Genomic DNA, 13,135 nt, shown 5'->3' on the forward strand with positions numbered 1-13,135 from the left:
GCAGCTACTGCTTACTGATACGCACCGATGGTCACCGGGGCCGTGACCGGCTTGCCCTCGATGTCGGTCGCCGGCGCGTAGTCGGTCGTCCCCTTGCCCTTGGCCGGCGACGACGCGCGCACATGCAAGTCCGGCGTGCCGGTACGCGTGTAGCTGACGAATTGCGGATCGGCCGATACCGTACCGGTCGCCTTCAACCCGTTCTTCAGGCTGATGTTGTAGATGCTGTTCTGGTACACCAGGTTGTTGCGGTAAGTGTTGTGAGTACCGGTCGAGCCCTGCTCGGTGATGCCGTAGCGGTTGTCGTACACGATGTTGTTGACGACATGCGTGTAGTCGTTGGGCGCGCTGCGGTTGTAGAAGTCGCCCGCACCCACCACGATGCCGGTGCCGGAAGCGACCGCCGTGTTGTTGGCGATGATGACATTGGTCGCATCGTGCCACAGGTGGATCGCCGCTTCCGACACGCGGTACACCACATTGCCCACCACGCTGCCGGACGTGCTCACGTAGATGCCCTGGATGTACTTGCAATTGGCCGGACCGATATCGTGGACGAAGTTGTTGATGACGTCGCCCTTGATGCCCTTGTAGTACGAATCGACACCGATGGCCGAGGCGCCACTGCCGTTGCACGCCAGCGTGTTGGCGATGTGGTGCACGCGGTTGCCTCGAATCACGTCATATGAACCGCCCGTGTACAGCCCGCTGCGCCACACGGTACCGCCCTGCAGCTTGCTGCCATCGACTTCGAAGCCGATGATATCGACGTAGTTGCCACGATTGTCCCAGGCAATGTTATTGCTGGAATTGGCCGGCGGCACGATCTTGGCGCCCCACTTGGTGGTCGAATAGTAGTAGATGCGGCCGGCTGCCGTACCGCTGGTAGTGGTCTTGAAGCCGCCGGCGTAGGTGCCCGGCGCCACGTGCACGGTGGTGTTGGGCTTGGCCAGCGCGGACGCGCGGGCGATGGTGCGCAGCGGCGAGCCTTGCGCACCGGAGTTGCTGTCCGAGCCCGTGGTCGAGACGTACAGGTTGTTCGGCGTCGATGGCACCGGGTTGGGCGCCGGATTGGGATTCGGTGTCGGCGTCGGGGCGGCGCCGTTGAACTCGTAGGCGCCGATGTCGGGACCGGCGCCGGCCGGACGCGCTTTGCCGTTCAGGTCGGTAGGCGTGGCATCGGCGGCCGCGCCTTTGTCGATCGCGGGCGACGTCGCTTGCAGCTGGTAGTCGCCGCCACCGGTGCGCACGTAATTGACGAACTGCGGCGCCGCCGCGATGGTAGCCACCGCGACGCCCTTGATCAGCAAATACGGATAGGCCGTTTGTTGGTGCATCAGGTTGTTGGTGTATGTGTTGTTGCTGCCCACGTTGCCCTGCTCGACCACGCCGTACTGGGTGTCGACAACGATGTTGTTGGCCACCCGCGAATAATCGTTGACGCCGCTGGACACATAGGGATCGCCGCCGCCCACCACGATGCCAGTATGGGCGGCAAAGATGGTGTTATGGCTCACCGACACGCGCGCGGCATCGTGCCAGAGCTGCACCCCGGCCTGCGACACGCCGTAGATCAGGTTGTTCTTGACGTCGCTGTCGGCGCTGTTGACGAACACGCCGAACATGGTCTTGCAACCGGCCGCGCCGATGTCGTGGACCACGTTGGCCAGTACATCGTTGCTGGCGCCCTTGTAGTAGCTGTCGGCGCCGATGCCGCCGCCCGATGCGCACGCGCCCTGGCCCACGTGGTGCACATGGCTGTTGGTCACCGTGCCGAACGAGCCGGCAGTGTACAGGCCCACGGCCCAGCGCGTGCCGGCCTTGTGCGCACTGCCATCGACTTCGAAACCGTCGATATCGACATAGCTGCCCCGGTTGTCCCAGGCCACGGCATTGGCGGACGTGGCCGGCGGCACGATCTTCGCGCCCCACCTGGTATCGGACACGTAGCGGATGCGCGCCGTCGGCGTGCCGCTGGTGCTGGTGCGGAAGCCGCCTTCATAAACGCCGGGCGCCACGTGCACCACGGTGCCGGGCGTAGCCGCCTGGGCGGCGCGCGCAATGGTCTTGAACGGCTTGGCGCTGGTGCCGGGATTGCTGTCGGCGCCAGTGGTTGCCACGTACAACGCAGTGGCCGCAGCGTTATAGCTGGCGTCCGCTGCCGGTTCGTCCGACACCTGGGTGGTGGCAGCCAGCGTCATGCCGGGTGCCTGGCTGGCGCTATCGCTTTGGCCGCCGCCGCACGCGGCCAGCAGCACCATGCACGCGGTCGCGCCGGCGGTTTGAGACAGGTAGTTGACAGATAATTTCATCAGCCGTTCCTCGCTTTTTCAAAGTGAATGAGCGAGGTTTGATCGGCATCAAATTCTATAGTTCAATGCTTTCAGAAAAAAAGTTCTGACCAAGTTCTCTTCCAGCAGCGAGCGATACGCATGGGCAAGGGAAGACTCAGTAAATATGCGGCTTTCAGCCAGGAAGGGAGACGAAGTCGCGCACGAAAAAAAATTTTACGCTTTGACGTCAAACATCGTTGAATACCACGCCGCGCGGCGCGATGCCGGCGTGGTTGAGGCGCTCGACCGCAGCTCCCAACTGGACCTCGGTAGTGACACCAGCACGCGCCACCACGAACACGGAGCCGGCGCTGGCGCCCACCACCAGCGCGTCGGCGGCCGTCAGCACCGGTGGTGCCGTCACCAGCATCACGTCGTATCGTGTGCCGAGCCGCGCCAGTGCGTCGGTAAACAGTCCCGGCTGCAACAACTCGGCCTGGTGCGGAGCGGCGCCACCAGCAGCGATGAAGTCGAGCCGTGGCGCCACCTCGGCGCGCAGCGCCTGGTGAGGCTGCAACATGCCGGCCAGGCAATCGGCCAACCCGGCCGCGCGATCGAGGCCGAAGTGGTCGTGCAGCGTGCCGTCGCGCAGATCGGCATCGACCAGCAGCGTGCGCTGGCCGCCGGCCGCCAGCAGCAGCGCCAGGTTGACCGAGACAAAGGCCGCGCCGACATCGCGGGTGGGGCCCAGGCAGCACACGACATTGTTGCGGCTGTGCGGCAGCACGAATTGCAACGTGGCGCGGAAGGCGCGCAGGCTTTCAGCGGCGGCATCGTCAGGTACGGCTTGTGCCAGCAGATCCGTGGCTGGCAACTGCTGGTCGGCTTGGCGAGAGAGGCCACTTTTGCGCGCGCGCCGCGCGTGCCGGCGCAGCCGGTCCTGGCTGCGGCTGTGGGGTATGGTTGCGTGCACCGTGTTCGGTCCCAGCAGCGCCTCGATACGTTCGGCGGCGTCGATGCCACCGCGCACGGCGCGCCAGGCCAGCGCCAGCAGCGCGCCGAGGAACACGCCGCTCACCATGCCGAGCATCACGATCAGCGGCCGGTTGGGTTTCAGCGTGTTCTCGGGCGCTACCGGCATGTCCACCATGCGCACGGTACCGATGCTGCCCACCGCCATCAACCGCAGCTGCTGCGCCGTGTTGAGCAACTCGGTGTACAGGTTGGTGCTGACCTTGACGTCGCGCTCGAGCCGCACCTGCTCCTGCTCGATGCGGGGCAAGCGCTTGATGCGGGCTTCCAGCGCGGCGATCTCGCGGTCGTTCTCGCGCATTTGCTGCGCCACCGCCTGCAACACCGGGTGCTCGTCGGTGAAGCGACCCAGCAGCTCGGCACGCTTTTGCACCAGCGTGCTGCGCCGCGCCTGCGACGCCGCCAGCGTATCGAGCGCGATACGCACTTCCTGGGTCAGGTCGATGGTGTCGTGGCCGCTGCGAAAGCCGTTGTAGCTGGCCTCGGCCGCTTCCAGTTGCTGCTTGGCCACCGGCAACTGGCGATCAAGGAAGGCCAGCGTCTTTTGCGCCTCCTCGGTGCGGCGCGCCAGGTTTTGCCGCATGTATTCGCGGCCGATCTCGCTCAGCGTGGCATACACCTGCTGCGGATCGCTGCCCTGCAAGGTGACCGAAATAATGCCCGACAGCTTGCCCTGCTCGGAAATCTGCAACGCGCGCTGCACGCTCTCGAGCGCGGCCAGCCGCGACGTGCGGCGCAGCAGATAACGTGTGCCAGGCGCGCCGCGCAGCCGCGTGACCAGCAATTCCACCACGTCCGGCGGGCTTGCCTCAATTTTTCCTGCTGCTCTTGCCATGCCGGCCGAATCCGCCGCTATGGCCTCCACAGCCTCTATAGCGGCAGGTATTTCCCGCCGCGCCAGTTGCCCCACCCTGCCCTCGAGCAAGGTGCGGCCGGCGCTGTCAGCCAGGCGCCAGCGTTGGCCGCCGAGCGCGGTGATACGGAACTGGCGGCCGTACCACTGGCTGGGCACATCGAACACGGCAACGTCGATCTTTTCGCTCCCCCATGCATAACCGCCGCGCTCGAACAGACCGGGCACCGACAGCTGACCGCCCCGGCGCTGGGCGATCCACTCGCCGCCGAGCGGAAAATAGCGCGGCCGCGCGTGGATGTAGAGGCGCAGGGTATCGACTGCCGGCGCCACCACCAGCCGCGAGCGCAGCAGTTCCATCTCGGCGATCGCCGCCTTCTTGGTCTCGAACAGCGACGACACTTCGTTGAGAATGTTCTTCGAGGCGTTGGGCTGCTCTTCCTCCACGTGCAACAGCATATTGGCTTGATAGACGGGTGGCGCCACCAGCGCATAGCCCAGCGCCGCCAGCGTACACAGCGCGGTGACCGCCACGATCAGCCAGCGCCGTGCAGCCAGCGCACGGAACCAGGCGCGCCAGGCCAGCATGGTCGGATCGGGCGGTGCCGGCGACGCCGGGTGCTCGATCAGGCGGGCCGGCTGCGCCACGCCTGGCAGCGGGCGCAGCATGCGGGAAGTGTCGGCATCGCGTGGCGCATCCATGCGAGCCTCCTATGGCCTGGTCGTCACGCCGACGGCCGACGACAGTTCGCCCGGGAACAACTGGCTAATTGCCCGGTGCCAGTTGGTCAGCATGGAGGCCGCCACGTACACGACGTCGCGCGGCTGCAGCTCGAACTGCTCGGCCAGGGCCAGCGCGCTGGCCGACCGGGCGTCGAGCCGGAAGACCAGCGGCCCACGTGGCGCTGGAGGCGCCGCCGATGCGTCCGCGCCAGCCTTGACAAGCCCGTTTGGCCCGTTATGCCCGTTCTCCCCGTTATGCCCGTTCTCCCCGTTAAGCCCGTTAAGCTCGTTAAGCGAGCCCGGTGCACGAGTCATGTACGCAGTGTCGCCCTGCTGTGCGCGGCGCACCACGTACACCTGGCCGGCATCCGCGCTTTGCGGATTGAGTCCGCCGGCTTCGCCCAGCGCCTCGCCCAGGGTGAGGCGGCCGTCGTGCATGGTGAGCGCGCGCGGCGACAGTACTTCGCCCCCCACGAACACCTTGTTCTCGTCGCGCGGCGGCGCCCGAACCACGTCGCCGTCGGCCAGCATCATCGCGCCCGGATACCCGTGGTATGGCACCAGCCCTGACGGCCCGCCACGCATTGCCGCCACCAGGTCGATGCGGTACCGTCGTCCAGCGCGCTCGACCGTGATGCGGCTCTGGTCGGCCGTGGGCAGCAGGCCGCCGGCGCGGTTGAGCGCTTCGACCAGGGTCATCGGAATGTCGTTGATCGGCTGCGGGCCGGGCGTGCGCACCTGGCCATCAACATACACGCGCTGGCTGCGGTAGGCCATCACCGTGACCGTCACGCGCGGTGCGCGGAAGTAGCGCGCCAGCCGCTGTGCCAGGCTGTCGCGCGCCTCTTCGCGGGTCAGCCCGGCCAGCGGCACGGCGCCGGCAAACGGAAAGTGCAACTGCCCTTGCTGGTCGATGACGAAGGTGGCCGGCGGCGGGCCGATCTGACCGTCCAGGTTGTCGGACCGCGCCGGCAGGCCGGCGCCGGTCAGTTCCGGATGGTCCCACACCGTGATGGCCAGCACGTCGCCAACGCCGAGCCGGTACTGGCCACCGTTGCTTGCGCCAGGAGCCTGGAAAGCCCCACGACTGCCGGCTACCGGCCAGGTACGGCGATAGGCACCAGCACCAGCACCAGCCTCAGCCGTCGCCTCACCAGCGGAAACGGGTTGCGTGGAAGTGGGGGGCGTACCGGGGCCAGGAACAAGGACACCGCCGCCTCCGCCAGCATCGCGCAGTCGGCGCTGCTCGGCCAGCCACTGCGCCGTAATCGGGATCACTTCGGCATCGCCGGGCGCCGGCGCGCGGTGCGAGGTGCCGGCGCAGCCGGCCAGGCAAAACAACAATACTGCATACAGGAATTTCGCCATCGCCGCCTCCCGGACCAATGTCCAGCGTAGGGCGCGCGTCCCGCGACGACCTTGTGCAAGATCAAATGCGTCTGCGCGTCTGTTATGCACAACATGACTAACTATTAATATTGTTGTCCTATTGTGCCAGCCCTATAATGCGAATGATTCTTATTCATAATATTTCAGGAGCGTGCATGTCCCGTCCTTGTTTCAAGCGTCCCTTTCTTAAGCATCCTTTGCTGCTGGCATTGGCCTACGCCGGCCTGGCCTCGGCCCACGCCGACGGGGCCGGGAATGCCCTCGATGCAGCCGGTGCATCCGCCGAAGCCGAGCAAACCCAGTCAACCCGGCCAGCGCCACCAGCCGGCGCCGTGATGCCGGTGGTCACGGTCACCGCTGCCGCAGTCGACGCCTATTCCGCCCGCTCCAGCAAGTCCGCCAGCCGGCTCGACCTCACGCTGCGCGAAACGCCGCAGTCGGTGTCGGTGGTTACGCGCGCGTTGATGGACGATTTCCAGCTCACCACCATCAACGATGTCCTGGCCAGCACTACCGGCGTCACGGTCGAGAAAGTGGAAACCAGCCGCACCTACTTCACCGCGCGCGGCTTCGACATCGTCAACTTCCAGTACGACGGCGTGGGACTGCCGCAGGTCTTCGGCAACCTGCAGGGCGACATCGATACCGCGCTGTACGAGCGCATCGACATCGTGCGCGGCGCCAACGGCCTGATGACATCTACCGGCAATCCGTCCGCCACCGTCAACTTCATCCGCAAGCGCCCGAGCGCGCAAACCGCCGCCAGCGCCAGCGTAACGCTGGGCTCGTGGAATACGCGGCGCGTGGAAGGCGATGTCACAGCCAAGCTCAACGAGAGCGGCAGCGTCACCGGCCGCGCGGTGCTGGTCCACCAGGACGGCGAATCCTACCTCGACCGCTACGAGCCGAAACGCAACGTCGCGTACGCGGTAGTCGATGCCCGCCTCGGTGACGCCACCGTGCTCACCATGGGCCATACCTACGAAGCCGGCCGCAGCAAGGGTGTAATGTGGGGTGCGCTACCGTTGTATTACACCGACGGCACCCCCACCGACTACCCGCGCAGCACCAACACCGCCGCCGACTGGTCGCGCTGGGACACCACCAACCACAGCACCTTCGCTGAACTGAGCCACAACCTGGGCCAGGGCTGGCGCGTGCTGGCTACCGCCAACTACCTCACTGAAAAATCGGACTCCACGCTGCAATACGTGTACGGCACGCCGGACCGCACCACGGGGCTGGGCTTGCTGGCCTACCCGTCGAAGTACGCTTCCGACCATACCCAGAGCCTGGTCGATATGTCGGTGGACGGCAAATTCGCGCTGGGCGGGCGCGAGCACGACCTGAGTTTCGGCTACAACTGGTCGAAGTCGCGCCTGGTCGATCAGTCGCTGTATGGCCGTGGCATCGGCGACTCGCTGCCCGGCAATACCGCGTTCGACGGCAGTTTTCCGCTGCCGCCGTTCGATGCCGCGATCGACGGCAGCCGCTACGAAGACCGCCGCAACACCGTGTTCGCTGCCGCCCGCTTCAACCTGACCGACGACTGGAAACTGCTGGCCGGCGTCAACCACACCCGGGCGCGCGGCAACGGCCTCGCGTATGGCGTCAGCCGCGCCAAGTCGGCCACCAAGACCACGCCGTACGTGGGCGTGGTTTATGACATCAACCGCTCGCTGTCGGCTTACGCCAGCCACACGCAAATTTTCAATCCGCAAACTGAAACTGACGCCAGCGGCGCCACGCTCGATCCGATCGAAGGCAAGACCACCGAGGCCGGCCTGAAAAGCGCGCTGTTCGACGGCCGCCTCAACCTGTCGGGTGCAGTGTTCAAGACCAGGCAGGACAATACTGCGGAGACTGCGGGCCTTGTCGGCGGCAAGACCATCTACCGGGGCATCAATGCCGAGTCGCAAGGCGTGGAACTGGAAGCGTCGGGTGAGCTGGCGCGCGGCTGGCAAGCGACCGCTGGCGTAACCAGCCTGTCCATCCACGGCGACCAAGGGGAAAAGGCAAAACCCTACATCCCGCGCACCACTTTACGCGTCAACACCACGTATGCCCTGCCCGGCCTGCCGGCGCTCAAGGTCGGCGGTTCGCTGCGTTGGCAGAGCAAGTCCTCGGTGGACCAGGGCGGCGGCATCACTACCCGTCAATCGAGCTACGCGGTGCTGGGCCTGATGGCGCGCTACCAGTTTGATCGCCACCTGAGCCTGGCCGTCAACCTCAACAACGTCACCGACAAAAAGTACCTGACCAGCCTGTACTGGACCCAGAGTTACTATGCTGCACCGCGCAACGGCAGCGCCACGCTGACCTGGACTTATTGACGTTGTCGAAGCATCCGGCCTGAAAATACCAGCTATCCGATAAAACAGCTTCCCTTCCGCCCCGGTACGGCCTACTCTGAATGGTAGAAAGCGCCGGACGCTTGTGCGCACCGGCCATACCGAAGGAGACAATCATGGTCACGATCAAGATCGCTGCAATTATCGGCATGCTGCTGTTGGCAGCCATGCTCGTACAAGGCCTGGTGTTCGCGCCAGCCACCAAGGTAACGGCCGCAGAACAGACCCAGCACCAGCCTGCCATCGACCTCGACGGCATGCGGCGCGCGTTCCGCGCCTGACCTGCACTTACTCCCGCGCCGCCAGCAAGGTCCCCAGCAACGCCACGTTGTTAATGTCGAGCTTGTTGAAAATGGCCTTGATCTGGGTGCGGATGGTTTCCGGCGAGCGGTGCAGTTGGGTCGCCACTTCCTTGTGAGTCAGGCCGCCGGCCAGCAGGCGGGCGACCAGGAACTCGCGTTCGCTCAGCGTATCGACCGCTTCGGCCGCACGCGCTTTCAGGAACAACACGTCCTGCTCGCGGCTGCAATACAAGATCACCCGCTCGTGCATCAGCGTGCGCGGCCCCGTGCCGTCACCGACCAGTCGCGCCAGCAGCGCCGACGGCAACCGGCCCGGATCGTCGCGGCCCCAGGCGGACGCCACCAATGACTTGAAACGCTCGTCGGCGTGGTACAGCACGCCGCGCTGGTCGGCAATCGCCACCGACCATTTGGCCCGCACCACGTCGTGGCTGAGTCGGTCCAGGTGCACCAGGCGGTTGATCGCCAGCGCCTGCATCAGGTGCGGCGCCAGGCACGCCAGCAAATCCACTTCTGCCGGCTGGCAGCGCGCCTCCAGCCGCGCGCGGTACAGCGACACCCATTGCACGAAACGGGTGGCGGGATGGATGGACGACGTGATCAAAAAATTGCGATGGCCGAAATCGTTAAGGAACTGGCGCAAGCCGGCATTGTCGTCGCCGGGAAAATCGTCCACGCAAAAACCGATGGTCAGCGCCGGTTGCGCGGTCACCTGGACGGCGGCGGTGTCGCGGTGCTTGACCTTTTCGTAAGCCGCGAGCATGGCTGGCGACGAGTTGTGCAAGTGGATGCTGTGGATGTCGATGCCGTCCGCGTTCATGGTGGCCGTGCCCCACATCGATGAATCGAAGGCCAGCGTGGCTTTAAGCAAAGTGAGCGCAGCATCCTGAAATTGCTGCACCGGGCACTCCTGGGCCAGCCGGTAAAGCGCGAGCAACAGGCTGCTGTACTGGGGAAGTATATTGTTGCCCATAGGGAATCTAAAATGATCGGTATGACAAAAGAATACTCATTGCTCAAGATTAACCTATTTGGGTGAAGCGGACGCGGCCCGGCGGGCGCTAAGCTGGATTTACTTGCAATTTAGCGTAGCCGCGCCACACTCATGAACGTCCACACCACCGTCTCGCTCGTCGCTGCCAACCTGATGCTCGACCTGCCTGTCAGCGGCAACAGTGGCCGCCCCGACCGCCTGACCCGGATCGACATCCTGGCCGACCATGAAGATGCCCACGGGCCATGGGTGCGCAAGGTGTATGACAATGCTCCGGACGTGATCGAACGATGGCACGTGAGCTCGCGCGCAATGGGCACGACCAACCACGACGCCGCACGGGACTGGACGCTGCCGCGCCGGGTGGACACCATCCGCGCCGGCCTGGGCGCGATCTGGATGGGCGCCGGCGCCACCATCTATAAAGTGAGCGGCAACACCGTCACCATGTTTTCCCGCTTCAAGGGCACGGTCACAATGGACACTGCGTCCCTGCTCTGCCTGAGCAGCAACGACATCCTCGATGCCCGCCACGACGCTCCCCTCACCTCACCGCAGGCAGTTTCAATGACGGCCTCCGGCAGGTACTGCGCGGACGACCTCAACCAGGAGCTGTACACCCTCACCATCGCACCGGGGACGCTCAGGCATGCGGCGGTCAGGATTATTCCGTTGTAAAAGTGGCCAAGCTCGGGGGGAGCCCAAGTGATTTTTCTTTTGCAGGTCAAACCAACGCCCACACCGGCGGCTGGCCGATGGCCGCGCGCAGCGCATCGAGCAGCACCGTCACGCGCGCCGGCGGCCGGCGCAGCGCCCGCAACGCATGGATGCCGGTGGTGGCGCGCGGCTGCTGCGACCACTCGGGGAACAGCTGGCGCAAGTGGCCGGCCTTGATATCGGGCCCCACCACCCAGTCCGGCAAGTACGCAATCCCCATGCCCTCCTGCGCGGCCAGGCGCATCGCCTCGAAATCGTCGCAGGCGAATACCGGCTGACCGCCGCAGGCGCGCGCCGGGTGACCCAGCACGTCGGTCCAGCCCAGCAGGTCCGCGCCATGCAGCTTGTCGATCAGGCGATGGCAGCCGATGTCGTTGACTGCGGCCGGGGCGCCCGCGCGCTCCAGGTAGGCCGGGCTGGCGCACAGGATGCGGGTCTGGGTGGCCAGGCGGCTGGCGATCAGCGTGCTGTCGGCCAGGTCGCCGATGCGGATCACCAGGTCCAGGCGCTCGGCCACCGGGTCCGCCAGCCGTTCCGTCAAATCCAGTTCCAGCCGCAGGTCGGGATACTGGCTGGCCAGTTGCCCCATCACCGGCAGCACGTAGCGCTTGCCGAAGGTGGGAAAGCACGCCACCCGCAGAATGCCCGTCACCTCGCCCTTCATCGAAGCGAGTTCCTGCTGGGCGTCGGCCAGCGCGTCGAGGATCTGGCGCGCGCGTATCAGCAGCGCTTCGCCGGCATCGGTGAGCGTGAGCAGCCGAGTGGAGCGCAGGAACAGCGGCGACTCCAGGTGTTCTTCCAGCATGTCGATCTGGCGGCCGATGGACGACGGCGTGCGGCCGCGCCGGCGGCCCGCGCCGGAAAAACTGCCCTCGCGCGCGACATCGACGAACACGCCGAGAAATTCCGCGAATTTTTCTGATTGCATCTTTGCGTTCCTTGCATAGCTGTTGTGGGACGGCGCCCGCTTATCACGCACGCCGTCCGGTTTTACGCTTCTTCCCACGGCACTTCAACCCTACCAAGGAAAAAATCATGCGCACACCGCATTACGAACAACTCTCCCTGTTCATCGACGGCGCCTGGCTCGATGCGGGCAACCGCGACACCGCGCCCGTCATCAACCCCGCCAATGGCGCCATCCTGGGCCGCGTGCCGCTCGCCACCGCCGCCGACCTGGACCTGGCCTTGACTACCGCGCGCACCGCCTTCGACACCTGGCGCCACACCGTGCCGGCCGAACGCTCGCGCATCCTGCGCCAGGGAGCCACGCTGATGCGCGAGCGCACCGAGCACATCGCCACCCTGATGACGCTCGAGGAAGGCAAGCCGCTGGCCGAAAGCCGCGACGAAGTGCTGCGCGCAGCCGAATACTTTGAGTGGTTCGCCGAGGAGGCGCGCCGCATCGATGGCCGCGTGGTGCCGTCCAACCGTCCCGGCGTGCAGCAACTGGTCAAGCGCCAGGCGATCGGCCCCGTGGCCGCCTTCACGCCGTGGAACTTCCCGGCCATCACCCCGGCCCGCAAGCTGTCGGCTGCGCTGGCCGCCGGCTGCAGCGTGATCCTGAAACCGGGCGAGGAAAGCCCGGCCACCGCGCTGGCGCTGGCCCGCTGCCTGGACGACGCCGGCCTGCCCAAGGGCGTGCTGCAAGTGGTGTTCGGCGTGCCGGACATGGTGTCCGCCAGGCTGATCGCCTCGCCGGTGATCCGCAAGGTGGCGTTCACCGGCTCGGTGCCGGTGGGCCGGCTGCTGTCGGAACGGGCCGCCGCCGGCGTCAAGCCGATCACGCTGGAACTGGGCGGCCATGGTCCGGTGCTGGTGTTCGACGATGCCGATATCGAGGCCGCCGCCGTCGGCGGTGCGGCCAACCGCTTTCGCGGCACGGGCCAGATCTGCATCTCGTCCACCCGCTTCCTGGTCCAGCGCGGCGTGTATGACCAGTTTGTCGAACGCTTCGTCGCCGCCACCGGCGCGCTGGTGATCGGCGACGGCATGGCGTCGCAGACGCAGGTTGGCCCACTGGCCAATCCGCGTCAACTGGCCAAAATGGAGGCCCTGGTTGCGGACGCCGTCGAACAGGGCGCCACCGTGCTGGCCGGCGGCAAGCGCATCGACCGCCCCGGCTATTTTTTCGAACCGACCGTGCTGGCCAACGTGCCGATGACGGCGCGCATCATGCACGAAGAACCGTTCGGCCCGATCGCCGTGCTGCTGCCGTTCGACACGCTGGCCGACGGCCTGGCGGAAGCCAACCGCCTGCCCTACGCCCTGTCGGCATATGCGTTTACGACCGATGCCCGCACCGCGCTCGACGTGGGCGACGGCCTGGAAGCGGGCATGATCGGCATCAACCAGTACCGCATCGTCGCCACCGAACTGCCGTTCGGCGGCATGAAGGAAAGCGGCCATGGCTCCGAAGGCGGCGCCGAAGGAATCTCGCACTACCTGACAAATAAATTCATCAGCCAGGCCTAAACAGGATTTATGCAAAAGGCGCATAA

9 protein-coding genes are annotated in these 13,135 nt (G+C 65.8%); 4 read left to right on the forward strand and 5 right to left on the reverse strand.

What is annotated here, in order from left to right; genetic code table 11:
- Positions 1 to 11: 11 nt before the first annotated feature.
- From SR858_RS15745 to SR858_RS15755, 3 genes are all read right to left on the reverse strand, one after another.
- Complete coding sequence (locus SR858_RS15745) at positions 12 to 2,312, reverse strand: DUF1565 domain-containing protein (RefSeq protein WP_019919953.1); 2,301 nt, start codon at positions 2,310 to 2,312, stop codon at positions 12 to 14.
- A gap of 208 nt (positions 2,313 to 2,520) precedes the next feature.
- On the reverse strand, positions 2,521 to 4,860 hold the full coding sequence (locus SR858_RS15750) for a GNVR domain-containing protein (protein ID WP_019919954.1): 2,340 nt from the start codon (positions 4,858 to 4,860) through the stop codon (positions 2,521 to 2,523).
- Positions 4,861 to 4,869: 9 nt separating this feature from the next.
- Entirely contained in the window at positions 4,870 to 6,249 is a 1,380-nt protein-coding gene (locus SR858_RS15755) for a polysaccharide biosynthesis/export family protein (RefSeq protein WP_084669776.1), read from the reverse strand.
- A gap of 176 nt (positions 6,250 to 6,425) precedes the next feature.
- Here SR858_RS15755 and SR858_RS15760 point away from each other — a divergent pair, with 176 nt between their 5' ends.
- Entirely contained in the window at positions 6,426 to 8,603 is a 2,178-nt protein-coding gene (locus SR858_RS15760; RefSeq protein ID WP_084669777.1) for a TonB-dependent siderophore receptor, read from the forward strand.
- 134 nt (positions 8,604 to 8,737) lie between these two features.
- Positions 8,738 to 8,902, forward strand: a complete 165-nt coding sequence (locus tag SR858_RS15765; RefSeq protein ID WP_019919957.1) for a hypothetical protein — start codon at positions 8,738 to 8,740, stop codon at positions 8,900 to 8,902.
- A gap of 7 nt (positions 8,903 to 8,909) precedes the next feature.
- On the opposite strand, the gene SR858_RS15770 is transcribed toward SR858_RS15765, so the two are convergent.
- Positions 8,910 to 9,896: a helix-turn-helix transcriptional regulator gene (locus tag SR858_RS15770; protein WP_019919958.1), complete on the reverse strand. Its 987-nt coding sequence runs from the start codon at positions 9,894 to 9,896 to the stop codon at positions 8,910 to 8,912.
- Positions 9,897 to 10,028: 132 nt separating this feature from the next.
- On the opposite strand from SR858_RS15770, the gene SR858_RS15775 reads away from it, so the two are divergent.
- Entirely contained in the window at positions 10,029 to 10,595 is a 567-nt protein-coding gene (locus tag SR858_RS15775; protein ID WP_019919959.1) for a hypothetical protein, read from the forward strand.
- A 46-nt stretch (positions 10,596 to 10,641) separates the two neighbouring features.
- Here SR858_RS15775 and SR858_RS15780 read toward each other — a convergent pair whose 3' ends face one another.
- Positions 10,642 to 11,562 (reverse strand): LysR family transcriptional regulator, encoded by a 921-nt coding sequence (locus tag SR858_RS15780; protein ID WP_019919960.1) that lies wholly within the window; start codon positions 11,560 to 11,562, stop codon positions 10,642 to 10,644.
- A 107-nt stretch (positions 11,563 to 11,669) separates the two neighbouring features.
- Here SR858_RS15780 and SR858_RS15785 point away from each other — a divergent pair, with 107 nt between their 5' ends.
- Positions 11,670 to 13,109, forward strand: a complete 1,440-nt coding sequence (locus SR858_RS15785) for an NAD-dependent succinate-semialdehyde dehydrogenase (protein ID WP_019919961.1) — start codon at positions 11,670 to 11,672, stop codon at positions 13,107 to 13,109.
- The last annotated feature ends 26 nt before the right edge of the window (positions 13,110 to 13,135 follow it).

Source organism: Duganella zoogloeoides, assembly GCF_034479515.1.
Classification (GTDB): Bacteria; Pseudomonadota; Gammaproteobacteria; order Burkholderiales; family Burkholderiaceae_D; genus Rugamonas; species Rugamonas zoogloeoides.